The sequence below is a fragment of the Vreelandella gomseomensis genome (genome assembly GCF_031451645.1).
Lineage (GTDB): Bacteria > Pseudomonadota > Gammaproteobacteria > Pseudomonadales > Halomonadaceae > Vreelandella > Vreelandella gomseomensis.
This window is the reverse complement of record NZ_JARWAI010000004.1, coordinates 138049-164453: the sequence shown is the minus strand read 5'-3', so window position 1 is coordinate 164453 and position 26405 is coordinate 138049. Positions and strand designations below refer to the sequence as shown.

General features: G+C 60.0%; 24 protein-coding genes. 14 read left to right on the top strand and 10 right to left on the bottom strand.

Annotated features, from left to right (window positions below; genetic code table 11):
* Positions 1-123 precede the first annotated feature (123 nt).
* Both QC815_RS06595 and QC815_RS06590 read left to right on the top strand, forming a co-directional pair.
* Complete coding sequence (locus QC815_RS06595; RefSeq protein WP_309767611.1) at positions 124-1920, top strand: NAD(P)-binding domain-containing protein; 1797 nt, start codon at positions 124-126, stop codon at positions 1918-1920.
* A gap of 17 nt (positions 1921-1937) precedes the next feature.
* A complete protein-coding gene (locus QC815_RS06590; RefSeq protein ID WP_309767607.1) occupies positions 1938-3002 on the top strand; it encodes a 2,3-butanediol dehydrogenase in 1065 nt (354 codons plus the stop codon).
* A 466-nt stretch (positions 3003-3468) separates the two neighbouring features.
* On the opposite strand, the gene pepQ is transcribed toward QC815_RS06590, so the two are convergent.
* From pepQ to QC815_RS06550, 8 genes are all read right to left on the bottom strand, one after another.
* Positions 3469-4758, bottom strand: coding sequence for a Xaa-Pro dipeptidase (gene pepQ / locus QC815_RS06585; RefSeq protein ID WP_309767605.1), 1290 nt, complete (start codon positions 4756-4758; stop codon positions 3469-3471).
* A gap of 9 nt (positions 4759-4767) precedes the next feature.
* On the bottom strand, positions 4768-5682 hold the full coding sequence (locus QC815_RS06580; RefSeq protein ID WP_230447975.1) for a LysR family transcriptional regulator: 915 nt from the start codon (positions 5680-5682) through the stop codon (positions 4768-4770).
* Positions 5683-5728: 46 nt separating this feature from the next.
* Positions 5729-6805 (bottom strand): ABC transporter ATP-binding protein, encoded by a 1077-nt coding sequence (locus QC815_RS06575; RefSeq protein ID WP_309767602.1) that lies wholly within the window; start codon positions 6803-6805, stop codon positions 5729-5731.
* Positions 6802-7818: an ABC transporter ATP-binding protein gene (locus tag QC815_RS06570; RefSeq protein ID WP_309767599.1), complete on the bottom strand. Its 1017-nt coding sequence runs from the start codon at positions 7816-7818 to the stop codon at positions 6802-6804. The genes QC815_RS06575 and QC815_RS06570 overlap by 4 nt, the downstream gene beginning before the upstream one ends.
* A 7-nt stretch (positions 7819-7825) precedes the next feature.
* Positions 7826-8767 carry an ABC transporter permease gene (locus tag QC815_RS06565; RefSeq protein ID WP_309767597.1) on the bottom strand — a complete coding sequence of 314 codons (942 nt, stop codon included), beginning with the start codon at positions 8765-8767 and terminating at the stop codon, positions 7826-7828.
* The gene (locus QC815_RS06560; RefSeq protein ID WP_309767596.1) at positions 8764-9810 is read right to left on the bottom strand and encodes an ABC transporter permease; all 1047 of its coding nucleotides are present in this window, start codon (positions 9808-9810) and stop codon (positions 8764-8766) included. The genes QC815_RS06565 and QC815_RS06560 overlap by 4 nt, the downstream gene beginning before the upstream one ends.
* 98 nt (positions 9811-9908) lie before the next feature.
* Positions 9909-11486 carry an ABC transporter substrate-binding protein gene (locus QC815_RS06555; RefSeq protein ID WP_230447978.1) on the bottom strand — a complete coding sequence of 526 codons (1578 nt, stop codon included), beginning with the start codon at positions 11484-11486 and terminating at the stop codon, positions 9909-9911.
* Positions 11487-11767: 281 nt separating this feature from the next.
* Positions 11768-12154 carry a glutaredoxin family protein gene (locus QC815_RS06550; protein ID WP_230447979.1) on the bottom strand — a complete coding sequence of 129 codons (387 nt, stop codon included), beginning with the start codon at positions 12152-12154 and terminating at the stop codon, positions 11768-11770.
* A gap of 277 nt (positions 12155-12431) precedes the next feature.
* Between QC815_RS06550 and mpl the strand changes: the two genes are divergently transcribed.
* The 3 genes from mpl to QC815_RS06535 are packed head-to-tail and all read left to right on the top strand — an operon-like array spanning position 12432 to position 15103.
* Complete coding sequence (gene mpl, locus QC815_RS06545; RefSeq protein WP_309767594.1) at positions 12432-13817, top strand: UDP-N-acetylmuramate:L-alanyl-gamma-D-glutamyl-meso-diaminopimelate ligase; 1386 nt, start codon at positions 12432-12434, stop codon at positions 13815-13817.
* Entirely contained in the window at positions 13817-14476 is a 660-nt protein-coding gene (locus QC815_RS06540; protein WP_309767592.1) for a flavin prenyltransferase UbiX, read from the top strand. Before mpl ends, QC815_RS06540 begins: the two co-directional genes overlap by 1 nt.
* Positions 14477-14479: 3 nt before the next feature.
* On the top strand, positions 14480-15103 hold the full coding sequence (locus QC815_RS06535; RefSeq protein ID WP_230447982.1) for a LysE family translocator: 624 nt from the start codon (positions 14480-14482) through the stop codon (positions 15101-15103).
* On the opposite strand, the gene QC815_RS06530 is transcribed toward QC815_RS06535, so the two are convergent.
* On the bottom strand, positions 15100-16032 hold the full coding sequence (locus tag QC815_RS06530) for a diguanylate cyclase domain-containing protein (protein WP_230447983.1): 933 nt from the start codon (positions 16030-16032) through the stop codon (positions 15100-15102). The two genes, QC815_RS06535 and QC815_RS06530, sit on opposite strands and share 4 nt — an antisense overlap.
* Positions 16029-16883: a hypothetical protein gene (locus tag QC815_RS06525; protein ID WP_230447984.1), complete on the bottom strand. Its 855-nt coding sequence runs from the start codon at positions 16881-16883 to the stop codon at positions 16029-16031. The genes QC815_RS06530 and QC815_RS06525 overlap by 4 nt, the downstream gene beginning before the upstream one ends.
* A gap of 199 nt (positions 16884-17082) precedes the next feature.
* On the opposite strand from QC815_RS06525, the gene QC815_RS06520 reads away from it, so the two are divergent.
* From QC815_RS06520 to QC815_RS06480, 9 genes are all read left to right on the top strand, one after another.
* Positions 17083-18390, top strand: a complete 1308-nt coding sequence (locus tag QC815_RS06520) for a glutamate-5-semialdehyde dehydrogenase (RefSeq protein WP_230447985.1) — start codon at positions 17083-17085, stop codon at positions 18388-18390.
* The gene (gene nadD / locus QC815_RS06515; protein WP_230447986.1) at positions 18387-19052 is read left to right on the top strand and encodes a nicotinate-nucleotide adenylyltransferase; all 666 of its coding nucleotides are present in this window, start codon (positions 18387-18389) and stop codon (positions 19050-19052) included. Before QC815_RS06520 ends, nadD begins: the two co-directional genes overlap by 4 nt.
* A 54-nt stretch (positions 19053-19106) precedes the next feature.
* Entirely contained in the window at positions 19107-19487 is a 381-nt protein-coding gene (gene rsfS, locus QC815_RS06510; protein WP_230447987.1) for a ribosome silencing factor, read from the top strand.
* Positions 19484-19951, top strand: coding sequence for a 23S rRNA (pseudouridine(1915)-N(3))-methyltransferase RlmH (gene rlmH / locus QC815_RS06505; RefSeq protein ID WP_309767585.1), 468 nt, complete (start codon positions 19484-19486; stop codon positions 19949-19951). Before rsfS ends, rlmH begins: the two co-directional genes overlap by 4 nt.
* A gap of 62 nt (positions 19952-20013) precedes the next feature.
* Entirely contained in the window at positions 20014-21921 is a 1908-nt protein-coding gene (gene mrdA, locus QC815_RS06500; RefSeq protein WP_230447989.1) for a penicillin-binding protein 2, read from the top strand.
* Between the two features lie 2 nt (positions 21922-21923).
* Positions 21924-23081, top strand: a complete 1158-nt coding sequence (gene rodA / locus QC815_RS06495) for a rod shape-determining protein RodA (RefSeq protein ID WP_230447990.1) — start codon at positions 21924-21926, stop codon at positions 23079-23081.
* A gap of 47 nt (positions 23082-23128) precedes the next feature.
* Positions 23129-24169: a lytic murein transglycosylase B gene (gene mltB / locus QC815_RS06490; RefSeq protein WP_309767582.1), complete on the top strand. Its 1041-nt coding sequence runs from the start codon at positions 23129-23131 to the stop codon at positions 24167-24169.
* Positions 24166-25122 carry a septal ring lytic transglycosylase RlpA family protein gene (locus QC815_RS06485; protein WP_309767580.1) on the top strand — a complete coding sequence of 319 codons (957 nt, stop codon included), beginning with the start codon at positions 24166-24168 and terminating at the stop codon, positions 25120-25122. The genes mltB and QC815_RS06485 overlap by 4 nt, the downstream gene beginning before the upstream one ends.
* Before the next feature lie 69 nt (positions 25123-25191).
* Complete coding sequence (locus QC815_RS06480) at positions 25192-26391, top strand: D-alanyl-D-alanine carboxypeptidase family protein (protein WP_309767579.1); 1200 nt, start codon at positions 25192-25194, stop codon at positions 26389-26391.
* Positions 26392-26405 lie beyond the last annotated feature (14 nt).

Genomic DNA, 26405 nt, shown 5'->3' with positions numbered 1-26405 from the left:
GCCTATTATATGTCTATTTATCAGTATCTTAGATGGTCTTTAAGTGACTTGGCACGGCGGGTGCTTAGGAATTGTTGAATCATGGCTGATTCAACAATAACAAACCTGATCTGGAGTACCGATATGACACAGCCAACCGCCACGGCCATTGTTCAAGCATGGCTGACTAACTTTGACACCGCCCTGCAAGCCAAGAATATTCAACAAGTCATCTCGCTGTTTGGTGATGAGTGCTATTGGCGCGATTTCCTTACCTTTACCTGGAATTTAAAAACCTGTGAAGGTAAAGACGAGATTCAGGCCATGCTGAACGCTACGTTGGATAATACGCGCCCGGCCAACTGGCAACTCGAAGGCGAAGCAACCCAAAATGGCGATATCGTTGAGGCGTGGTTCACCTTTGAGACTGCGGTCGCCAGCGGCAAAGGCTACCTGCGGCTGAAAGAGGGGAAGTGCTGGACATTGCTCACCACGATGCAGTCCCTGCACGACTTCCCTGAACCCCGTAATCACAACCGCCCCAAAGGCGCTGAGCACGGCGCCAATAAGCAGCGTGAAACCTGGCTGGAAGCACGACAGCGCGAAGAAGCGGAACTTGGTTACACACAGCAGCCTTACTGCGTGATTATTGGAGGCGGCCAGGGCGGTATTGGTCTAGGCGCGCGGCTAAAGCAGATGGGCGTGCCGACCATTATTATCGAGCGCAACGAACGTGCCGGGGACTCCTGGCGAAATCGTTATAAGTCGCTCTGCCTGCATGATCCCGTCTGGTACGACCACCTTCCCTATATTCCTTTCCCTGAAAACTGGCCGGTGTTTGCCCCCAAAGACAAGGTGGGCGATTGGCTGGAGATGTACACAAAGGTGATGGAGCTCAATTATTGGAGTTCCACTGAGTGTCAGAATGCACACTTCGACGAAACCGCAGGCGAGTGGGTGGTGAACGTGAAGCGCAACGGCGAAGCGATCACTTTGCGACCCAAGCAGCTCGTCATGGCCACCGGGATGTCGGGGATGCCCAATGTGCCGACATTTACCGGTGCAGAAAGCTTTGAAGGCGAGCAGCAGCACTCCAGTCAGCACCCAGGGCCGGATGCTTACGCGGGCAAGAAGTGCGTGATTGTAGGCTCGAATAACTCCGCCCACGATATTGCCGCGGCACTTTGGGAGCACGACGCCGATGTCACCATGCTGCAACGCTCATCCACCCACGTCGTTAAGTCGGATTCGTTGATGGAAGAGGTGTTGGGGCCGCTCTACTCCGAGGAGGCGGTGGCCAGTGGCTTGACCCATGACAAGGCTGATCTGATTTTTGCTTCGATTCCCTACAAGGTGCTGCCGGACTTTCAGCGCCCGGCGTTTGAGGCGATCAAACAGCGCGACGCCGAGTTTTATCAGAAGCTAGAAGATGCGGGCTTTATGCTCGATTTTGGTGACGACGACTCGGGTCTGTTCTTGAAGTACCTGCGCCGGGGCTCGGGTTACTACATCGATGTGGGCGCCTGTGATCTGGTGGCCAACGGCGATATCAAGCTGCGCAGCGGCGTAGGGATAGAGCGCATCAACCCGCACTCCATCACGCTTACCGATGGCAGTGAGCTAGCGGCAGATTTGATCGTTTATGCCACCGGCTATGGCTCCATGAACGGCTGGGCAGCCAGACTTATCTCCCAGGAGGTGGCGGATAAAGTCGGCAAGTGCTGGGGCTTGGGCTCCGACACCACCAAAGACCCCGGCCCCTGGGAGGGTGAGCTGCGCAACATGTGGAAACCCACCCAGCAGGAGGCACTGTGGTTCCATGGTGGCAATCTGCACCAGTCGCGGCACTACTCACACTATTTGGCGCTGCAGTTAAAGGCACGAATGGAGGGGCTGGAAACGCCTGTCTACGGTCTGCAGCCGGTTCACCATACGTCTTAAAACAGGAAGGGTAACCCATGAGTCAGTCAAGCATGCAGGCAGCGGTATGGTATGCAGCAAAAGATTTACGCGTTGAGCAAGTGCCGGTTCCCACTATCAGCGACCCCCATGAAGTGAAGGTGAAAGTGGCTGCCTGTGGTATTTGCGGCAGTGATCTGCACGAGTATGCCGCCGGGCCCATTTTTATTCCGGTAGGTAAGCCGCACCCGATCAGTGGCGAGCAGGCGCCGATCATTATGGGCCATGAGTTCGCTGGGGAAGTGGTAGAGGTCGGCGAGAAAGTCACGCGGGTGAAGGTAGGCGACCGCGTGGCCATTGAGCCGATTCTCTCGCCCAACAAGGATGGCGCTTACCAGATGGAGCGCTATAACCTGACGCCCTTGCTCGGTTTTCATGGTCTATCCGGCGGTGGCGGTGGCTTTTCCGAGTTTACCGTGATGGGTGAGCATATGGTGCACAAACTACCGGATGATCTCAGCTTCGAGCAGGGTGCACTGGTCGAGCCTGCGGCGGTCGCGCTGCATGCGGTGCGTCAAAGCTGCCTGAAAGCGGGGGATAGTGCGGCCGTGTTTGGTGCTGGGCCGATTGGCTTGATGACCATCGAGGCGCTTAAGGCCGCAGGGGCCGCGCAGATTTATGCAGTGGAAGTGGCGCCGTCTCGCAAGGCCAAAGCTGAAGCGCTAGGTGCCACTGTGGTTGATCCGCAGCAAGAGGATGTCGTCGCCAAATTACAAGCCTTGAGCGGTGACGGGGTGGACGTGGCGTTTGAAGTGACCGGCATTCCTACCGTGCTGAATCAGGCGCTGCACAGCACCCACGAAGGGGGTGAAGTGGTAGTGGTGAGTATCTGGGAAGGAGAGGCCAGCTTTCAGCCTAATGATCTGGTCATCAAAGAGCGCACCATGAAGGGCATTATTGCCTATCGCCATGTTTACCCCGCGGTAATGGCATTGATGCAGCGGGGCTACTTCCGCGCCGAGGATATGGTCACTCAGCGTATTCCACTGGCGGATATCGTGGAGGAGAGCTTTGAGACGCTGCTAAGCGATAAAGCCCAGGTAAAAAACATCGTGACACCTTAGCCACTTTGGGGATTGCCAAGCGCTCACAAACTCGCATGATGCTTTGTGATGCACGAAGGCTAAAAATTGCGCAATGGTGGTGCAGTTTATTTGCTGCAGTGCGAGCGAGAGTAATGAGAATCAAGCAATATTATATTAAATCACTGTTTTATTTGGTTTTTTAAAAAGGTGGCACGCAGATCGCAACACATACGGCAAAGGGTGACTGAATAGAGAAACAACAGCTCAGGCAGTTTGCTTCTCTTCCTTCTTCACCTACATCGCTGCTGACTTTCAGCGATACACCGAGTGAGCTGGCGTGCTCCACCTGGGTCCCCTTCGGGGGACTTTTTTTATGCCTGTCGTTTAGCGGAAACGCCATATTTCGTCCTTGTTTTTATAAAAAAATTTTACCCGACGTTTGGAAACGCTGTTCGTACCTGCCAACGCCCAGCTTTCGCTGGGCGATTTCGTAGGCATTCACCCATCAGCGGGTCAGGTTGGTGGGCCGCTGGTCGGTCACCACGATATTGTCCTCGATCCGAATGCCGCCGCAGGGCAGGCAGTGATCGACCAGCGTCCAGTTGATGGGTAGTCCCTGCTGGCGCAGCGGGGTCAGCAGCATGGGTATAAAATACAGACCGGGTTCGATGGTCACGACCATGTCGCGTTCGAGCGTGCGGGTAAGGCGCAATGCTGGATGCGCGCTGGGTGGCGGGGCCGGGGAGCCGTCCGGCTGGTGTAGCCCGGCGACATCGTGCACCTGTAGACCCAGCGAGTGGCCAAGGCCATGGGGGCAGAAGGCGCGGGTGACGCCCTCGGCCACCGCCTGGTCACTGCTGCCCCGAAACAGGTCGTGGGTGACGAGAATGTCGCCCAGCTGACGGTGCATCTGCTCGTGCAGGTCGACGAAGTCAGCGCCTGTCGCAACGCCGCTGACCAGTCCATCCTTCAGCCCGTGCAGGGCGTGAACCAATTCAGCGAAAAACGCGGGGGCATCCGGTCCGGCATGGGTGCGGGTAATGTCCGCGCAGTAGCCGCGAAAGCGTCGCCCCGCATCCACCAGCAGGCTGTGGCGCTGCTTGGGTGGGCTCAGGTCGTAGTGTTGATAGTGAAGCACGCCCGCGTGGTCGTTCAGGCCGATAATGTTCTGGTAGGGCACGGCGGATTCGCGCTGACGGCTGCCGGCCAGGTAGGCGAGCTGGATATCCAGCTCGCCCGAGGCGCCAAGGAACGCCGCCTGGGCGGCTTCGTGGCCGGCCATGGCAAGCCGGTTGGCTTCGCGCAGACAGGCGATCTCGTAGGCGGATTTGGTGATGCGCAGCTCGTCGAGACCGTGCACTAGCGCGTCCGGGTTGCGCTGGGCATGCTGGTGGGCGTCGGGCAACTGTGTGGTATCGCCGATTATGGCGGCGTGGCCTTCCAGCGCTGGCTGACGCTTGTCGCTGCAGAGGTGAATATCAAACTCGGATACCCATGGCTCTTCCGGTAGCTGGGTGGGCAGGTGCCAAAAGTCGGTCGGCGCATAAAGGTAAAGCTGGGGCCGCTGATGGGGGCGAATGACCAGCCAGCTATGCTGTACGTCGGCCAGCGGCACCCAGTGCATGAAGTGGCCGTAGGTCTGAAAAGCCGGCGTCTGGTCGTCGCCAAAGAAGGCGTTGGCGTGGCCGCTGTAGATCGCCAGGCAATCGAGCCTGTGTTCTTCGAGCAAGGCCGCATAGTCGCGTTGCAAGCGTGACAGGTGCTCTTGCTGCAGCTGATGGAGTTGCGTTGACATGCAGGATTCCTAGTAAGTACGAGCCGGTGTAAGTTCGTTCCAGAAGCTATCCAGTTCCGCGTGGTGTTGGCCTTGATGGCGATACAGGCGCAGTTCCATGGGCACGTCCCAACGGCTATCGCCCGCACGCACCAGGCTGCCCTGGCGTAGCTCGGTGGCCACGTTGCGTTCGGGTAGCCAGCTCATCCCGTAGCCGAGCAGCACCAGTTCCTTGATACCCGCCGCATAGAGGTTTTCGCTCTGGGCGTTTAAATAGCTGCTCTGGGGTAATCGCGCCAGGTGGGCGGTCACCGCTGAACCCAGCAGGCCTCGTTGTGGATAGGCGAGCCAGGGAAGTGGCTGCTGGCGGCTGCCTGGCAATAACGCTCTTGGCGCCGAGTGATCGTCAACACCGGTCACCGGAATCAGGCGTTCATGGCCGATCACACGGTAGGTGCAGGAACTGGTGTCGATGTCCAGGTCGCAGCGCCCAATCGGCCAGTAGCAAATCGCCAGGTCGCATTCGCCGCGCTGGAGCGCCTGGAAATAGTCGCTGGCCACCCAGCCAGTGGCGCGCAGATAGGGTTGAACACGCTCCTGCCAGCCGGTTGTGGCCAGCCACTCGGGTAGAAATTGCCCCAACAGGCTCTGTGGGGCGGCCACCATGATGCGTCGTTTCTGCCCCGCGCTGATTTCCCGAACGCGGTCTCGCGTCAGGCGAACGCGGTCAGTTACCTGCTCGCACAGCAGCAAGAACTCGTCTCCCGCCGGGGTCAAGGAAAGCGGCAGTGTTTGCCGGTTGATCAGCGTCACGCCCATTTCCTCTTCCAGCAGCTTGATACGCCGGGAAAAAGTAGGTTGGGTGACGTTCTGTTCATCGGCAGCGCGGGAGAAGTGTCGCGTTCTGGCCAGGGCGATAAAGTCTTCTAGCCAGCGAATTTCCATGCCTTACCTCTCCGTGCATAGCGCCATCTAAGGTCCGACGACCGCCTCATAGGCGGCCTTCTTCAACAGCGTGGCATGCAACACGCGTGCCGTCATCCTGTGTCTGCAGGATAGGAATTTCCTGTTTGCAGCGCGCATTGGCATGGGGGCAACGGCCATGAAACACACAGCCGCTGGGCAGATTCACCGGTGTAGGTACTTCGCCGGAGAGCCGGATGTGCTGGGGGCGGTCGTCTTCAAGGCGTGGAATCGCCGACAGCAACGCCTGAGTATAAGGATGGCGTGGCTTGGCGAATAATGTCGAGGTGGTAGCAATTTCGCATACCGTGCCCAGGTACATGACGGCAACGCGGGTCCCGAAATGCTCGACGACTGCCAGGTCGTGGGTGATGAACAGATAGGTCAGGTTGCGCTCTTGCTGGGCTTCCATCAGCAGGTTGAGTACCTGCGCCTGAATGGAGACGTCCAGCGCGGAAATGGGCTCATCGGCGACGATAAACTCGGGGTCAACGGCCAGGGCGCGGGCAATGGCAATACGCTGACGCTGGCCGCCGGAAAATTCGTGGCCGAAGCGCTTGCCCCAGTCCGGGTCAATGCCCACCGACCGCATGACGTCTTCAACCTTCTGTTCAATTTTTTCACGGTCCCAGTCGGGGTGGTGAAGACGCAGCGGCTCCTCCAGCGTTTGCTGGATGGTCATGCGCGGGTTGAGCGATGCATAGGGATTCTGGAAGATCATCTGCATGCGCTTGCGGTAGGGCAGCAGCTGCCGCGAGCTCAGGTTGTCAATGCGCTCGCCTGCGTAGCGAACTTCACCCTCGGAAGGGGTGATCAACCCCATCACCATGCGCGCGACGGTGGACTTGCCGCAGCCGGACTCGCCCACTACGCAGAGTGCTTCGCCGCGCTTGATATCGAGATCCACGCCGTTGATGGCGTGCACGTATTCCTGGTGGCGAACCAGCTTGCCACCCTTGAAGCGAAGCTGTTCAAGAAAATCGCCCGACAACGAAAAGCGCTTTTTCAAGCCGCGAATCTGCAGCAGCGAGTCGGCGCTTTTTTCGTTCTGACCGGGCTTATGGTCGTCATGGCTGGCCGCGATGGCCTCGGCGGGCGAACTCATGAGGTTTCCTCCTTCACGCGGCGGTCTTCGAGCATTTCAGCGACCATGTGACAGGCCACGCGGGTGTTGCCGGACTCGACAAAGCCTGGAACCTGCTCGGTGCAGGCGGGGCGGGGCTTTCCGTCTGCGCGATTGATAAAGTTACAGCGCGGGTGAAACGCGCACCCGCTGGGCAGGTTTGAAAGCGATGGCATGCTGCCGCGGATTTGATTGAGCTTTTCGCCGGGGGTGGCCATCTGCGGCAGGGCGTTGATCAGCCCTTGGGTGTAGGGGTGTTGCGGGTCGTTGATGATCTCCCGCGTGGGCCCTTGTTCGATCACACGGCCGGCGTACATGACCAGCATGCGTTGAGTCACCTGGCTGACCACACCCAGGTCGTGGGTGATCAGAATCAAGCCGACGTTGTGCTGCTCGCAGAGCTCCAGAAGCAACGCCATGATTTCGGCCTGAATGGTCACGTCCAGCGCGGTGGTCGGCTCGTCGGCGATGATGATATCCGGGTCCAGCAGTAGCGCGATGGCGATGATCACCCGCTGGCGCATGCCGCCGGAAAGCTCGTGGGGGTACTGATCCAGGCGGGTTTCCGGCGATGGGATCTGTACCTGGCGCAGTTTATCCAGACAAATCGCGCGCGCCTCCTTGCCGGAAATACGCCGGTGAGCCTTCAGGCACTCGACCATCTGTTCACCGATGGAGAGCACCGGGTTCAGCGTCATCATCGGGTCCTGGAAAATCATCGAGATGCGGTTGCCACGTACCTTGCGCAGGCCACGCTCGGACATGGTGTTGAGCGTCTTGCCCTCGAAGTTGATGCTGCCCCCGGCAATAAAGCCAGGCTTGGCAATCAGGTTGAGCAGTGAAAACGCGGCCACGGATTTACCGGCGCCAGATTCGCCGACAATGCCTAAGCGCTCGCCACGTTCAAGAGTAAAGTTCACGTCGCGCAGTGCGCGCACTTCGCCCTGGCGCAGGCCGAAGCGCACGTCCAGATTTGTCACTTCCAGTAGTGCCATGGTGTCCTCAGCCTTTGTAGAGTCGCGGGTTCATAACGTCACGGAGCCAGTCGCCCAGCAGGTTGATGGACAAGACCAGTACCACCAGTAACGCCCCGGGAATGAGCGTGATCCACCACGAACCCGACTGGATATAGTCGAACCCGGATTTGATCAGCGAACCAAGCGACGGGTGGGTTTCGGGCATACCCAGGCCGAGAAACGACAGGGCGGCTTCTGAAATGATGGCGTTGGCAATCTGTACCGTCGAAATGACGAAGATCGGCGACAGGGTGTTGGGCAGCACATGGCGGAACATGATGCGTTTGCTTCTGAGTCCCATTACGCGGGCGGCGTCGACGTATTCCTTGTTCTTCTCGGCGAGCACCGAGGCGCGCACGGTACGCGCATATTGGGGCCACTCGGCAAGGCCGATAATCAGCACCAGCAGCGGCACAGCATAGGCGCTGAAGGTCTCACCACCGAAAATGGCCTTGACCAGCGCGCCGACGATAATCGCGACCATCAGGGTCGAGAACGACAGCTGGATATCGGCGAGACGCATCAGGAAAGCATCGATACGGCCACCCAGATAGCCGGCGAGCAGGCCAAAACAGACGCCGATCAGCGCCTGAAGAGCCACGGCGCCAAAACCGATAATCAGCGACACGCGCGCGCCGTACAGAATCGTCGAGAGCATATCCCGGCCCTGGGCGTCGGTGCCCAGCAGGTACTGGGCGTCGCTACCCTCGACCCAGAACGGCGGCAGTTCCGAGGCGAGAATATCGATTTGTGCCAGGTCATAGGGGTTCATGGGCGAAAGCCACGGCGCGAGTATGGCGACGGCGACCAGCGCGATGAATACCACCAGACTGACCTGAGCGACCATGTCGCGTTTGAAGCTGTAAAACAGATACGAGTCGCGGAAGCGTTCCCAGCGGCTGGGAAGCGCGGAAGAAGATGCATTCATGCGGGCTTTCCGGTGAGTTTGATGGTGGGGTTAACCAGGCCATAAATCAGGTCGACGATCGTATTGGTGATCACGAATATCAGGCCCACGATCATGAGATAGGTCACGATGAGCGGAATATCAGAACGCTCGATGGCATCCAGGAACATCAGCCCCATGCCGGGCCACTGGAAGACGGTTTCGGTCAGGATGGTGTAGGCGACCAGCGTACCAATCTGCACGCCGCCGACGGTGATGACCGGTAGCATGGTATTTTTCAAGGCGTGCAGAAAATAGATGCGACGCATGGAAATGCCCTTGGCCCGCGCAAACTTGACGTAGTCCGACTGCATCACCTCGAGCATTTCGGCACGGATCAGGCGAATAAACAGCGGCAGCATGATGGAGGCCAGTGAAACGGCGGGGAGCACCAGGTAGGTCAGCCCCTCCAGGCTTGCAAAGTTGGTTTCCCAGGTGCCAAACACGGGGACCGGATCACCTCGGCCGTAAGCAGGCATGCCACCCTCGGTGGATATCACGCCGTTGAGCCAACTGCCCCAGGCAGTATCGACGGGAAAAGGGGTCCAACTGACGCCGATGGCAAACAGTTGAATCAGCATGATCGCGGTAAGAAATACCGGGATCGAGATGCCGACAATCGAGACGCCCATGAAAAAGCGGGAAAGCCAGGCGCGAGGTTTGATGGCGCTATAAACGCCAATCGGCACCGACAGGGTGATGATCAAAAAGGTAGCCGCGGCCACGAGCTCCAGCGTCGCCGGTAGGTGGCGCGCAATGACCTCGGTGGTAGGCTGGTTGAAGACGTACGAATAGCCGAAATCGAACTGCGCTGCGTTGATTGCAAAGCGCGCGTACTGCACCAGGAAAGGGTCGTTGAGCCCAAGCTCTTCACGCAGTTCGGCACGCTGGCTCTCCGGTACCGACTGGCCGACCATCTGCTGAATCGGGTCGCCCAGGTTATCTTGTATAGCGAAGGCAATGATGCTGATGACAAACATCACCAGCAGCGCATGGAAAAGGCGCTTAACCAAAAAGGCGATCATGAGAACGTTTCCGTCAGTAAAACAGGTAGGGCTCGCCCCGAAGCGGATAACCTCGGGGCGAGCTTGTCGGATGACGCTGGGTTAATGCACTGGAGGCCTTATTCGGCGTCCATGACCAGATCACCCAGGTAGGGGAAGTTCATCACGTTGACCACCGGCTCGATGTTGACGTGATTGGCCGACGCCCAGGCCAGGTCCTGCCAGTGCAGCGGGAGAATCGCGGCTTCGTCGTACAGTGTTTGCTCGACTTCCTGAAGCATGGCCGCACGCTTGGCGCGATCCACTTCCACGTTGGCCTCGGCCACCAGTGCATCAAGCTCTGGATTGCAGTAGTTACCTGCATTGTACTGTCCGGCGCCGGTGTCCGGATCCGGGCAGGCCGTCAAGTATTCGTGGAAATTGGCGCTGTCTTCGGTGTCTGCGTGCCAGCCAATCAGCATCATGTCGGCGGCGCGGTCATCGTACTCGCCCCAGTATTGTGCTTTGGGAAGCGTGCTCAGATCCACGTTGACGTTGATGCGAGCCAGCATCGCTGCCACGGCCTGGGCAATCTTGGCATCGTTCACGTAGCGGTTGTTGGGCGCCATCATGGTGATGTCAAAGCCGTCGGCGTAGCCCGCTTCTTCCATCAGGGCCTTAGCGCGTTCTAGATCGTAGCGTTTCTCAAGATCTTCGACGTGGCCGGCGTAACCTTCCGGTGAGAACTGCGCAGCGGGCGTGGCAAAGCCTTTCATCAATCGGTCGGCAATCGCTTCCTGGTTAACCGCATAGGCAAATGCCTGACGCACACGCGGATCCTGGAATGCTTCGACGCGATCCTGGTTCATGTGGAAGAAGATGATTCGCGTGCCCGACATCGTTACGAGCTGGGCGTCTTCGCTTTCGCGAACGCGTTCCAGGTCATTGGGCGGTACCGGGGCGATGAAATCAACGTCGCCGGAAAGCAGTGCCGCCACGCGGGTAGCGTTTTCACTGATGGGCGTGAGGATTATGTTATCGACATTGCCCGGTGATTCGGTGTCCCAATAGTTAGGGTTGCGCTCGAACTCGGTACGAACACCCTGCTGACGATCGGCGACGGTATAAGGGCCGGTGCCTGAAACGTTACGTGAGGCAAAGGAGTTGCCGTTTTTGACGATTTCGTCTTTCGGGTCACCGTCCTCGGCTTCTCCTGAATAGAAGGCGCTATCCATGGGGAAGACGTAAGTCGCCAGGTTCAACAGCAGCGGGTAGGGTGTCTTGGTGGTGATTTCTACCGTGTAGTCGTCAACGGCAGTGACGCTTTCGATGGGGTCAAAAATCGCTTTGAAGTCAGGACTGCGCTGGAGACGCTCGATAGTCCAGACGACATCGTCGGCAGTGAAGGCGTTTCCGCTGTGAAATTCAACCCCTTCGCGAAGCGACATACGCATGGTGGTGTCGTCGATGCGTTCCCAGTCAGAGGCCAGGCGCGGCTCGAATTCAAGCGCATCATTCCAGCGCACGAGCGGGTCGTGGGTCATGTGCGACAGCTGCAGGATCCCGCCCGACAGCTGTTCGTGAATATCCAGCGATACCGGGTCGGCATCGTAGGCCATACGCAGCGTGTTCTCGGCCTGTGCGGCAGTGGACAGTAGGGCTGTGCTGGCAAGCGTTGCGCCAATCACGGAAGCTAGTAGCGTTTTTTTAAACGTCATCATTATTCCTAATCGTTGTTCCCAAGAAGGATTATTGTTTGTTCGCTTTGCTGCTCTGCCACGCACCCTTGATGCTTCAGGCGGCGCATAACGGCAACAAAACAGACACGGTCAGCTCGAAAGCTATGCGTCTAACATAGTGAGAGGCGATAGCCTTCCACAATCGAAATAATGACTGGCCTCATTCATCTGCCGAATGAGGCGGGTTGTGCGGGAGGCGCAGGGGTGGGGAATACGACTAAAGAAGGGGCGGGCAGGCGCGACAGTGAAAGCGTCGAGAATCAACCGAACCGCTGGTGAAGCCAAGCATTGATGGTATCGGATTCATACATCCATTCTTCGCGGCCATCCGCGTGGCGGATCTTCAGGCAGGGCACCTTGACGCGGCCGCCGCCTTCCTGCAGCGCTTTTTTATGCTCGGGGTCAAGCTGGGCGTCGCGTTTTTCGATGGAAAGCCCCAGCCGGGCCATTTCCTTGCGCACCTTGATGCAGAACGGGCATGTGCGGAATTGATACAGTGCCAGGTCTTTGCAGGCTTCATCGACCTGGGCCTGCTCTTCTGGGGTGCGCGTGACCGACTGGGGCGTCGAGAGCTTTTCCGACACCATCATGATAGGAGCCAGTATGACGCGGAGGCCGCGGAAAAAGTAGCGAATCAAGGTGCGCATCAAGGTAACCCTCGTCGTGTGGATGCTTACCCGCAGGGTAAGACGGTGGAAAAAGTCAGCGTCCGGGCTGAGCGGGCATCGTGCAATATCTCACAGACGTTGTCACTTGAGGATCGTTCCCCGGGTGCGTTACCGCGTCGCATCACGCGGTCCAGCAAGCCGGTTCGTGAATACGTTTTGCGCGTGGGTGGATTAGCCACGTATCAAGACAGGTGAGCGAAAAGACGGAGCGTGCTAGGCTTGCGGGCTGTTTTGAGGCATGTTGAGAGGCGTAGCGATGCACCTGCATATTATCGGAATTTGCGGCACTTTCATGGGCAGCCTGGCGCTGCTGGCCCGCGAGTTGGGGCATCAGGTGAGCGGTTCTGATGCCAACGTCTACCCGCCGATGAGCACCCAGCTTGAAGAAGCGGGCATCCGTTTGATGGAGGGGTATCGCGGCAGCCATCTTCAGCCGGCTCCCGATCTGGTGGTGGTGGGTAATGCGCTATCCCGCGGCAACGCTGAGGTGGAGGCGCTCCTGAATAGCGGCATCGCCTACACCTCCGGCGCACAGTGGCTGGCCGAGGACGTGCTGCCGGGGCGGCGGGTGATCGCCGTGGCCGGCACCCATGGCAAAACCACCACCGCGAGCCTGCTTGCCTGGCTGCTGGAAAGCGCAGGGCTATCGCCGGGGTTCCTGATTGGCGGCGTGCCGCGCAACTTTAATATCTCGGCCCGGCTGGGGTCGGCTGACGCGCCTTTCGTGGTGGAAGCTGACGAGTACGATACGGCATTTTTCGATAAGCGCTCCAAGTTCGTTCACTATCGCCCGCATATCGCCGTGCTCAACAACCTGGAATACGACCACGCGGATATTTTCCCTGACCTGGCGGCCATTGAGCGTCAATTTCATCATCTGGTGCGTACCGTGCCAAGCCAGGGGCGTTTGCTGGTGGCTGATGGCCAGCCCGCACTGGAACGCGTGCTGGCCCAAGGAGTGTGGACCCCGGTGGATTACCTGGGCGACCACCCGGACAGCGCCTGGCAACTGCGCCTCGAGCGTCCGGATGCCAGCCGTTTTCAGGTGATTTATCGCGACCCGGAAAGCAAGCGTGAAGAAGACGGCGTGGTCGAGTGGGCGTTGACCGGCGAGTACAATGCCCGCAACGCGCTGGCCGCCCTGGCCGCGGCCTGGCACTGCGGCGTTGATATGGCGCGGGGCTGTGCTGCCCTGGCGCGCTTCGAAACGCCGCGCCGCCGTCAGGAAGTCCTTGGCGAGGTCAACGGGATCCAGGTAATCGATGATTTTGCCCATCATCCCACGGCCATTGCCGCGACCCTTCAGGGCCTGCGGGCCGCGACCCCCAGGGGGCGGCTGCTGGCGGTCATCGAGCCGCGTTCCAATACCATGCGGCTGGGCACCATGCACGAACGCCTGGCGGAAAGCGTGGCCGAGGCTGATGCGGTGTTCTGGTTTCAGCCGCCCTCTGTGGATTGGTCCATGGAAACGCTGGTCGACGCCCAGGCGCACGCAACCCTGTTTGACGATATCGACCGTCTGGTCGAGTCCGTGGCCATGCAAGCGTCACCCCAGGACCGTATCGTGGTGATGTCCAACGGCAGCTTTGAAGGCGTGCACGAGCGCCTGCTAAGCGCCTTGGCCGCCAAGGAGGAGGTGTGATGACGAACGCAAAAGGCACGGCCTTCAAGCCGCCGGTGACCGTGGCGCTGACCGGGGCCTCGGGTGCCCAGTACGGCCTGAGGCTGATCGAGCTGCTGGTGGCGGCCGAGCACGAGGTGTGGGTAATGATTTCCAAGGCGGCGCATATGGTGATCGCCACCGAAACTGAGGTTCGGCTGCCGGCTCAGCCCGAGCGACTCGCGGAGGCGTTGGGCGAGCGAACCGGCGCGGCGCCTGGGCAGATACGCTGCTTCGGGCGCGAGGACTGGATGGCGCCGGTCGCCTCGGGGTCAGGGGCGGCGTCCGCCATGGTGATCTGCCCGTGCTCTACAGGGTCGCTCTCGGCGGTGGCGACGGGCGCCAGCAACAACCTGATCGAGCGCGCCGCCGATGTGGCCATCAAGGAGCGCCGCACCCTGGTCATGGTGCCCCGCGAAAGCCCGTTTTCGCCGATCCACCTGGAGCACATGCTGACCCTCAGCCGGCTGGGCGTGGTCATTCTGCCTGCCGCCCCGGGGTTCTATCACCGCCCGCAACGCATTGATGACCTGATTGATTTTATTGTCGCGCGGATTCTCAATCAGTTAGGAATTGACCACCAACTGATGCCCCGCTGGGGAGAGGATCAGGCGCCTACTTCAACTACCAAGGATGGATAGCCAATGATGTCATGGGCCACGCTCTCGGTTTTTGTGCCGACGTTTTTGCTGGTCTCGTTAACGCCGGGGATGTGTATGACGCTGGCGATGGTGCTGGGCATGACCCAGGGGGTCAAGCGCACGCTATGGATGATGATCGGTGAATTGATTGGGGTCGGTCTGGTGGCCGCGGCCGCCGGCGCCGGGGTGGCCGCTCTGATGCTGCGCCAGCCGGGGCTGTTTATCGCCTTCAAGTGGGTGGGCGGTGCTTACCTGGCCTACCTGGGCATCATGATGTGGCGTTCCCGTGGGCGCATGGCCATTCCAAGCGAGCTCGATACCGGGCCACCGGCAGGACGCTGGCAGCTGGCTATCCAGGGGTTCGTCACGGCGGTCGCCAATCCCAAGGGGTGGGCGTTCTTCATGGTCTTGCTGCCGCCTTTTCTGGATAGCGGTCGTCCACTCGGCCAACAGCTTGCCGTGCTGATCGGGGTTATTTTGACCATCGAGTTTGCCAGCATGCTGGTTTACGCCACCGGCGGTAAAACGCTGCGCCGCGTGCTGGGTAAAAGCGGCAACGTGCGGCTGTTGAACCGTATCGCGGGGACCTTGATGATCGGCGTTGGCATCTGGCTGGCGCTTGGTTAGCGCCCCGCCTGGGCATTGCCCCGGTTTTCCAGGCGCTGCAGGTAGTGCTCGAAACTTTCCTTGGGGCAAGGCAGGCAGGCCGCAATGCGGGCTTCGAGCTGGCCGGTTTCAACCAGCACGCGCCGAGATAAAGCGCGCTGAAGGCGATCACGAACCAGCAGTGCGCCGCTTTCGCTGGTGTCGGGCAGCACCAGCCAGAAAGTCGCGCTGTCGGCGCGTCCTAGCAGGTCGTGATCGCGGCAGCAGCTGTAGACCTCGGTACACAGGGCGTTCAGCAGGGCCTGGGCAGCACGCGAACCGAACTGTTCTTCGGCCATGTCACGCTGGGGGAGGTGAATCACCAGGACGGCCAGGCGCTGGTTGAGCATGTCGGCACGCTGATGTTCACTGTGTAGGCGCTCCTTCAGCGTATCGAGATGGTAGGCATCGCACTCGCTGTCATTGGGGTCGGTGGCGCGCAAAAGCGCCCGGCGTCGGGCATGCTCCCAGCGCGGCAGCGCCAGCAGCAGTATCAGGGCGACATAGCCCATGATCAGCGTCGGCGGGGCCTGGTCAAGCGAGGGCAGCAGCCACCAAAGTGGAATCAGTACAAGGTGCAGGGCCACGGCGGCGGCCAGCGGCAGCAGCAGAAAAGCAGCGGTCATCGGCAGGCCCACCCATAGCAGCGGCGTCTCGGGCTGATAGTAGAGCGCGGCAATCACGCTGCCGTAAGCACACGCCAGCAGTACCACCCGGGGCAGGTGAGACCGGATATCCTGGCCCAGATGGAGCAGGTAGGCCGTCAACAGCAACAGGCTCATGAAACACGGCACCACCAGATCGCGATACTCGCCCATGGCGTACAGCCAGATGGCATAGCTGCTCATCAAGGCGATGCTTGCCAGGTAGGCAAGTGTCATCAGCTGCCTGGGGAAGTGGTGCGGCGTCATGGCTGCTCCCGAACCACGCTTGTTTGCCACCGACAGAGTGATGCGAGCGTCGAGGCATTCAGCGGTACGTCCATCAATTCGACAGGATCGATGCTGATGTTGTCAGGCAGGGCGTTGAGCACCGACCGATAGCGCTCCTGAGCCTCGGGCGCGGAGCGCGACAGCATCAAGGTAGCCAGCGTGGTGCCGTCAAGTCGGTAGACGTTCTCGAAGTCGTGGGTCAGCTCGCAGAGTTTCTTGGCGGTGGGCCACAGCTGGTGGCGTTTCATGCGCAGGATCAGCAGCTCGCCGTAAATGCCTTCGCGGGCGCAGCGCGTCTGTTCGCGCTGAATATCGCGAACCAGCTGTTCGCCGGCCCACAGGTTCAAGCCGGGGATCAGCCGCAGTCGCTGGCGAATGGCGCCGTTCATGTCGATGAGCTGCTGGGCGCGTGCCAATGCCAGCACGCATAGAATGGTCAGCGAGATGATCATCAGCAGCCAGGCCGGCGTCGAAAGCTGCGGCGCGATCAGTATCGCGCTGAGCAGACCGGCACTGATGTTGAAGGCAGCTACCCAGCTCATTTGCGGCAGCATGAACAGCGCAGCCCACGCCCAGATCAACAGGCCATGGCGTTCCGGGGCGACGGCGATCAGCCCCAGCAGCAGAGCGCCTGGAAGTAACTGCCACGGTCGACCGCGCGAATAGCGATGGCTGAAGTCGAGCAGCAGGGCAGTGATGAACAGCCAGCCTACCGAAAGCCACAGTACCAGTGCCGCAGGCGGGGATGCCGCCGGTGTCCATAAGGCAAGTGCCACGGCGGCTGCCAGCAAGTTGATCCTCAGCAGTCGTATTTTGTATTTATTTGGCATGGTGGCTTACTATCAACCCTATGAGTGACGCGTCGCGTGATGGTGAGCACAAAAGGTGTAAAATGATCATCATTGACGTGACAAACAGTGTTAAATAGCCCTCTAGTATAGCGCTAAAGCGGCTTAGTATACTGCCCCACTGGTAACCCGATTGTCACGCTGCTGAACGGATGACCACCGAGCAACCCATGGAGATCGCATGAGCGTTACAACATCGTTAGACGACGATGCAAAGCTGTCCCTGCAGGCCGGCGACGTCGCGGCCTATATGCAAGCGTTGGGCAAAGCCGCCCGCCAGGCGGCGAGCCAATTGCGCCGCGCTGACTCAGGCCAGAAAAATCGCGCCCTGATCGCCATGGCGAGTCACCTGGATGCCGCCCGTCCGGATCTGCTGGCGGCCAACGCCGGTGACCTGGCTCGCGGTCAGGAAAACGGCCTGGACGCGGCGCTTCTCGACCGCCTGGCCTTGAGCGATGCGCGTATCGACGCCATGATCGAAGGACTTGAGCAAGTGGCGGCGCTACCCGACCCGGTGGGCGAAATCAACGATATGCGCTATCGCCCGAGCGGTATTCAAGTGGGCAAGATGCGTGTTCCGCTGGGGGTGATCGGAATTATCTACGAGTCGCGTCCCAACGTGACCATGGAAGCCGCCAGTCTGTGCCTCAAGGCGGGTAATGCGTGTGTCTTGAGGGGGGGATCCGAAGCACGAGACTCCAATGCGGCGATCAGCCTTTGCATTCAAGCGGGGTTGGTTGACGCGGGCCTGCCGCCAGGCAGCGTGCAGGTGGTCGCCACCAGCGACCGTGAGGCAGTCGGGGCGATGATCACCATGCCGGAGTATATCGATGTGATCATTCCGCGAGGTGGCAAGTCGCTGATCGAGCGCATTTCCCGCGAGGCCAAGGTGCCGGTCATCAAGCACCTGGACGGCGTTTGTCACGTCTATGTGCATAGCCTGGCGGATCCAGCGAAGGCATTGGCGATTGCCGTCAACGCCAAGACGCACCGGTACGGCACCTGCAACACCATGGAAACGCTGCTGGTCGATGCGGCCGTTGCCGATCTGCTGCTGCCGGAGCTGGCGCGCCGCTATGCCGAGCACGACGTCGAGCTGCGCGGCTGCGCGCAAACCCAGGCGTTGCTGCCCCAGGCGTTGCCGGCCAGCGAAGAGGACTGGGGCGCCGAATACCTGGCGCCGATACTCGCGATCAAGGTGGTGAACGATATCGACGAAGCCATCGCGCATATCGAGCGCTACGGGTCGCACCACACCGATGCGATTGTGACCGAAGACTACTCGCTGGCCCGCCGATTCATGGCCGAGGTAGACTCGAGCTCCGTCGTCGTCAATGCCTCGACCCGTTTTGCAGATGGCTTTGAGTACGGTCTGGGCGCGGAAATCGGCATCTCCACGGATAAGCTGCACGCCCGAGGGCCGGTAGGTCTTGAAGGCTTGACCACCCAGAAGTATGTGGTCATGGGTGACGGCCAGGTGCGTGAATGACCCGACCGGCTCGCATTGCCATGCTCGGCGGCACCTTTGATCCCGTCCATAACGGTCATCTGCGCAGCGCGTTGGAACTGCGCGATGCGCTAGGGCTGGACGCCGTGCATATGATACCGGCCCCTCAGCCGCCGCTGCGTGACACCCCCCAGGTATCGCCCCGCCAGCGCCTGGCGCTGCTCGAGACGGCAATTGCCGATACGCCGGGCCTTAAGGCCGATGCTCGCGAGCTGGAGCGTGACGGTCCTTCCTACAGCGTGGACACGCTGCGTTCGCTGCGTGACGAATACGGCGAGCAGGCGCGACTGGTCATGGCGATTGGCTGGGACGCGTTCCTGCGCCTTGATCAATGGCGTGCCCCCGAGCAGCTGTTTGCTTATGCCCATCTGGTGGTGATTGCACGTCCCGGCCATGAAGAGACACCGTCATCGTCACTTGTGGAACTGCTGGGCGAACGCGAAGTCGATAGCGTGTCCCGGTTGATGGCCAAGCCTCATGGTCGCCTATTGCATGTAACGCTACCCTCGGCGATGGCCATTTCAGCGACCCATATCCGTCAGTGGCTGGGCGAGGGCAAGAGTATTCGCTATCTGGTGCCCGAGGCGGTTGAAAACGCCATTTTACATGAAGGGCTGTATCAGCGCTGGCAGTCCGTCTATTAGTCGTTACAATGGCCCGCTTCATAAGCGCATTACACGGGGTTTTCGTTAGGAGATATGCACATCGATACATTAAAGAGCGTAGCGCTTGATGCGCTGGAAGAACTGAAGGCCCGCGATATCGCTCAGTTAGACGTCGCCGGACTGACCGACGTTGCCGACATCATGTTGATTGCGAGCGGCACCTCAACTCGCCACGTGGCGGCCCTTGCCCAGAACGTGGTTGAAAGGGCCAAAGCGGCCGGGCTGGCGCCTCGTGGCGTCGAAGGCGGCGACAACGCCGACTGGGTGCTGGTCGATCTGAGCGACGTGATTGTTCATATCATGCTGCCTGAGGCCCGTGCTCTGTATGACCTGGAACGTCTGTGGGCCGACCTGCCCAGCGACACTGGCCTGCGCGAGCTTTCCGAGACTGACGAGCAGGCCAGCATGTCATGAAGATCCGCCTGTTGGCGGTGGGCACCAAGATGCCCGCCTGGGTGGAAGAGGGTGTCGACACCTACCGCAAGCGCTTGCCCAGGGACTTCAGTCTGGAGATCGAAGAGATAGCGCTTGGCCAGCGGGGCAAGAATGCCGATATTGCCAGGGCGCGCGAGCAGGAAGCGGAACGCATCCGCTGTAAGCTGCGCGGCAACGAACATGTGGTCGCGCTGGAGGTAAACGGCCATGCCTGGACCACCGAGCAGCTCGCCAGGCAAGCCGACGGCTGGCGGCTGCAGGGCCAGGATGTCGTGCTGCTGGTCGGCGGCCCCGACGGGCTCGACTCCGGCCTGTCGGCGGTGGCGCAACAGCGCTGGTCGCTATCGCCGCTGACCTTGCCGCATCCGCTGGTTCGCATCATGCTCGCCGAGCAGCTTTATCGCGCCTGGACGCTGCTGGTCGGTCACCCCTACCATCGCTGATGGTTTCGCCGCCATATGCGATTGGGCGCCCGCCATTGAATGAATGAGAGTCAGTCACCGCTATGCCACAGCGCGCCGACAAGCTTAAGAACACCGAGCAGGAACTGCGGATTTTTCGTGCGCGTGCGCTACTGGCCATGGTGGTCGTCGTTGCCTTGACGAGCCTGCTGGTGGGGCGGCTGGCGTACTTGCAGGTGGTTCAGCACGATGTCTACAGCACTCGGTCCGAAAAGAATCGTGTGCGCGTCGAGCCCCTGCCACCAAACCGGGGGCTGATATACGACCGCAACGGCGAGCTGCTGGCCGAAAACCGCCCGACCTATAACTTGACGCTGGTACGCGAGCGCGCCGACGACGTCGACGAAACCCTCGAGCTGCTGGTTGAGCTTCTCGACCTCAACGACGAAGAAACCAGTACCTTCTATGAGCGGTCCCAACAGTGGCAGCGCCCCTTTCAGCCGGTGCTGCTGGCCAGTGATCTGAGCGAGGAGCAAATCGCCCGTGTGGCTATCAACCGTCACCGGCTCCCGGGCGTTGAGGTGGAAGCCCAACTGCTGCGCTATTACCCGGATGCTGAAATCATGGCCCACACGCTGGGTTACGTGGGACGTATCAACGCCGAAGAACTCGCCAACCTGGATGCCACCCGCTACGCCGGTACGCACTTTATCGGTAAGACGGGTGTCGAGCGTTTCTACGAAGACGACCTTCACGGTCAGGCGGGCCTGCGCAAGGTGGAAACCAACGCCCGGGGGCGCGTTTTGCGTGAATTGGGGCGCATCGACCCGGTGCCGGGCAAGGATCTGACGCTGACGTTGGACAAATCCTTGCAGCGGTTGGCCTACGAACTGATGGACGGTCGTCGCGGCTCAATTGTCGCTATCGAGCCCGATAGTGGTGAGATACTGGCCATGGTGTCCACGCCCGGGTTCGACAGCAATCAGTTCGTCACCGGCATCGACAGGGCCTCATACCAGGCCCTCCAGGAAAATCTCGATCTGCCGTTGTTCAATCGTGCCATTCGCGGGCATTATCCCCCGGGTTCCACCATCAAACCGTTTCTCGCGCTGGGCGGGCTTGCTGAGGGGGCGATCACGCCAGATACCACCATCAACGACCCCGGCTATTACCAGTTACCCAATGATTCACGCCGCTATCGCAACTGGCTGCGCTGGGGCCATGGTCGAGTGGATCTGGAGCGTTCGCTGGCAGTGTCCAACAACACCTATTACTACTCGCTGGCCCATGAGATGGGCATCGATAGCCTCCATGAGCAGATGAGCAACTTTGGCTTTGGCCGGCGCGTTGCCCACGATGTGCAGGGCGAAAGCTCAGGATTGATGCCGTCCCGCGAGTGGAAGCGTGAGCGCTTCAACCAGCCTTGGTACCCGGGGGAGACGCTGTCGGTGGGCATCGGTCAAGGTTACTGGCAGGTCACCCCGCTGCAGTTAGCGACCGCTACCGCTACGCTTGCCAATCGCGGAGAGTGGGTCAAGCCGCGCATTGCTCGCCAGATTGGCGACTCAACTCTTGAGCGGGATTTGCCTGATACGCCAGAGGATATCAATCTGGCCCAGGAGGATTGGTGGGACAGCGTCTTTAGCGGCATGGAGAAAGTGGTAAGCGGAAGTGAAGGCACCGCTCGGCGAACCGGGCGGGGGCTGGAGTACCGTATGGGCGGCAAGTCGGGTACCGCCCAGGTGTTCTCCCTCGGCCAGGATCAGCGTTACGACGCCGATGAGCTGGAAGAGCGCCTGCGGGATCATGCCCTGTTCATTGCCTTTGCCCCCATCGAAGACCCGCAGATTGCCGTGGCGGTGATTGTCGAAAATGCCGGGGGCGGCAGTACCCATGCGGCGCACCTGGCCAGGGCCATGACCGATGAGTGGCTGCTCGACGACGAGGCCCCGGAAGTCGACGAAGTACGCGAGACCCTGGAAACCGACACCAGCAACGTGGAGGGTAACTGATCATGCCATGGCAGGCCTTGGCCCGTTCAATGCGCGGTCGACCGGTGCGCCCCAGCGGCGGTATTCCCAAGCGGCGTAGTATCTGGGAGCGCATTCATCTGGATCCCTGGCTGCTCGGCCTGCTGCTGGTGCTGATGGGGGGCGGACTGCTGGTGATCTACAGCGCCTCGGGGCAGAGCATGAATGTGGTCATTGCCCAGGCCATTCGCTTTGCCGTCGCGCTATTTGCCATGCTGGTCGTGGCGCAGTTTTCGCCGATTTTCTTTTTGCGCTGGGCGCCCGTGGTTTACGGCATCGGGGTGCTGATGCTGCTGGCGGTGGAGCTGGTGGGTGATATCGGCATGGGCGCTCAGCGCTGGCTGGAGATTCCCGGTGTCATCCGCTTTCAGCCGTCGGAGATGATGAAACTGGCGGTGCCGATCATGGTGGCGGCGTACCTGTACCGCTGCGAGCTGCCACCCAAGTTGAAGGATATCGTGATCTGCGCGGTGATTATTGGTCTGCCCGTGTCGCTCATCGCCGCCCAGCCGGATTTGGGAACCTCGTTGCTTGTGGCCAGTGCGGCGATTATCGTCGTGTTGCTGGCCGGCTTGTCCTGGCGGCTGATCGGCCTTGTCGTTGCCCTGCTGGCGGCGGGGTGTCCGCTGCTGTGGATGAACCTGCATAACTACCAGCGGCAGCGCGTGCTGACCTTTCTCAACCCTGAAAGTGACCCGCTGGGGGCGGGCTGGAACATCATCCAGTCGACGACGGCAATTGGCAGCGGTGGTGTGTTCGGCAAGGGCTGGCTGCAGGGCACCCAGTCCCAGCTGGAGTTCCTACCCGAGCCGCATACCGATTTCATCGTCGCGGTGCTCGGAGAAGAGCTGGGTCTCATTGGCATGGTGGTGGTGATTTTTCTTTACCTGCTGATTGTCGGGCGTGGACTTTGGCTGGCCAGCCAGTCGCAGAATACTTTCGGTCGTTTGGTCGCCGGCAGTATTATTCTGACGTTTTTTATCTATGTATTCGTCAATATCGGTATGGTGAGCGGCATACTGCCCGTGGTGGGAGTTCCTTTGCCGCTGGTCAGCTTCGGGGGAACCTCGAGCGTGACCTTGCTGGTGGGGTTCGGTATTCTCATGTCGATTCATGCGCATCGTCGGCTACTTCCACGCTAGCGATGGCGCAAGCATAACAGTGCGCATTCCACAGGAGCAGCGAGCGAATGAGTAAAGCCATAAGGATGGCAGGTGTCGGCATACTGGGCGCCTTGATTGGCAGCCTGACGCTTCCCCTCATGGCTGAGGAGGGCAGTGGCGTTTTTAATCCCGACGACTACCCTCAGGCGCAGCGTCTCGTGAAAGGGCTTGAAGCCAAGGGAGTGCCTGCGGAATGGGCAAATCACCAGCTGCGCCAGGCCAAGCTTCGTCAGTCGGTGCTGGATGCCATGGCAGGGGCAGCCGAGCGGCACCTCGCGTGGCATGAGTATCGGGACATCTTCATTACCGACCAGCGCATTGAAGAAGGCGTGGCGTTCCAGCAGGCCCATGACGATGCGCTGGCCAAGGCCGAAGCCGTGTATGGCGTCCCGCGTGACATCATCACCGCCATTATCGGCGTCGAAACCTATTACGGGCGCTATCGCGGCAGCCACCCGGTGCTGGACTCACTGGCGACGCTGGCCTTCGAGCACCCGACGCGAGGCGAGTTTTTTACCCGTGAGCTTGCCGCCTTCCTACAGATCGCTCATGAGCAGCAGGTCGACCCCGCTACGCTATCGGGCTCCTACGCCGGCGCCATGGGCTATCCGCAGTTCATTCCGACAAGCTATCAGGCCTATGCCGTGGACTTCGACGACGACGGCCTGCGCGATCTGTGGAATAACCCGGTCGACGCGATCGGTAGCGTGGCCAACTATTTTGCGGAGCACGGCTGGCAGGAAGACGGCGCTATTTACTATTCCGCCGAAGGGCCGGCGTCAGCGCCTGAGGGTCTTGCGGTGAACCAGATCACGCCGCCCGGCACCTCGTTGAACACGTTGAAAAAAGCGGGCATCACGCCGGGTATGTCGCTGGAGGAGGGAGTGGCGGTATCGCCGCTGGTGCTAACCCAAGACGACGGTACACTTTCCTATCGGCTTGGTTTGCATAATTTTTACGTGATTACTCGCTACAATCACAGCCATCTTTATGCCATGGCGGTGACCGAACTGGCCGAGGCAATAGGGGATGCAACATCACAGGCACAGGGTGAGAGTGACTTATGAAGCATGACGCTAGTGTCTATCAGCGCCTTGGCGGCGCCGTCTTGGTGCTGGCACTGATCAGCGGCTGTGCCAGCCAGCAGCCGAGTGGGGTGGGCCAGTCGAGCGGCGACCGTTCCGCAGGAGCAATGGAGACAAAACAGAGTAATGACCGGGATACGGCCGGTGGGCGGTACGCGATGAGTGGTGATGCCTATCCACTCGATCCGCCGGATGTCTCTGACGTGCCGGATGCTCAACCTCGTGATGAACCTTATTCCCGTGCGGGCAATCGTCCAACCTACGAAGTATGGGGCAAGACCTACCATGTACTGCCGGATGCGGATGGCTACAGCAAGCGCGGACTGGCCTCATGGTACGGTAAGAAATTTCACGGCTATGCCACCTCGAACGGTGAAATCTACGACATGTACAAGATGTCGGCGGCGCACCGTTCCCTCCCGCTGCCCACCTACGCCCGAGTGACCAACCAGCGCAATGGACAGTCAGTGATCGTCAGGGTCAACGACCGCGGGCCTTTCCACAGCGACCGTGAAATTGATCTGTCCTATGCCGCCGCAGCGCGTCTGGATATCCTGGACGAAGGTACCGGCGAGGTAAAGGTGGAAGCGATTAATCCTGCTCAATGGCGGGCGCAGCGTTCAGGCGGCCGCTTGTCGGCACCAGAGCCTGAAACGTCCCCAACGCAGGCATCCCCGGCGCGCAGCAGCGAAGCTGAATCGGGGGCGGAAAACGACGCCTCAACGGTGTATCTGCAAATTGCCGCGCTGGGTGACGCCCGGACCGCCGAGCAGCTGCAAGCACGCTTGAGCGACGAACTAGCACATCAGGTAAGGGTTCAGGCCCGTGATGATGTGTATCGTGTTCAGGTGGGCCCGGTTGCGGCCGACCAGGAGGCTGAAGCCCGTAAAGCATTGCACGATGCGGGCTTTACCGATGTGTTTATCGTGCGATAATTGCGCACCATTTTTTATGTCGACGCGTACTGCGGGTCGTGTCCTTTTCAAGTTAACGAGACTGTTACCATGAGTGTGTTGAATACCCTTTTTTCTTCCGCCCGACTGTGCGTTTTGGCCGCCGCGCTGGTGATCACTCCTTCCGTCGATGCCCAGGAGGTGCCGCAGCCGCAAACCCTCATACCGGCGCCTCCCCAGTTGGCTGCCAAATCATGGATCCTGATGGATGCTGACAGCGGTGAGGTGCTGGCCGAGCATGAAGCTGATAAGCGCCTGCCACCGGCCAGTTTGACCAAGCTGATGACCGCCTATCTGGTGGAGCGCGAACTTGACCGCGGCAGCATTGCCCTCGACGACCAGGTTAGCATCAGCGAGAACGCCTGGCGCACTGGGGGCTCCAAGATGTTTGTGGAAGTCGGCGATCAGGTGGCCGTTGAAGACTTGCTGCACGGTATCGTCATCGTCTCCGGGAACGATGCCAGCGTGGCCATGGCCGAGCACCTGGCAGGAGGTGAAGCGCCGTTCGCTGATTTGATGAACCAGCACGCGGCGCGTCTGGGAATGAACAACTCGAACTTCGAAAACCCCACCGGGCTTCCAGGAGAAAACCATTACTCCTCGGCGCGTGACATGGCGTTGCTGACACAGCACATTGTCAACGACTACCCCGAGCATTACGCGATCTATTCCCAGCGTAGCTTTACCTACGGTGGCATCGAACAGCCCAACCGTAATCGCCTGCTATGGCGTGACCCTTCGGTTGACGGCTTGAAGACTGGCTGGACGTCAGAGGCTGGTTATTGCCTGGTGTCGTCGGCCAAGCGTGACGATATGCGGCTGATCTCGGTGGTCATGGGCACCGATTCTGAAGAAGCCCGCGCCCAGGAAACCCAGAAGCTACTCAGTTACGGCTTCCGCTTTTTTGAAACCATGAACCTCTACGACCGTGGCGCCGTGCTGGCAACGCCGCGGGTCTGGGGTGGTGATATCAACGAAGTCCGCGTCGGTGTCGATGAGAAAGTCACCATGACGTTGCCGCGCAACCGCAGCGACGAGCTGCGTGCGCGATTGAACCTTAACGCCGATCTCCAGGCACCCCTGACTGTGGGCGACGAAGTCGGCACGCTGGAGATTCACATGGGTGACCGCGTCGTTGGTGAACGGCGCCTGGTTGCCCTGGAAGACGTCGAAGAAGGCGGCTTTTTCAAGAAGCTTCTTGATCAGGTGCGGCGTTTCTTCTCCAACCTGATCAGTGATTTTACTGACTAGGTAGCGACTGTCTT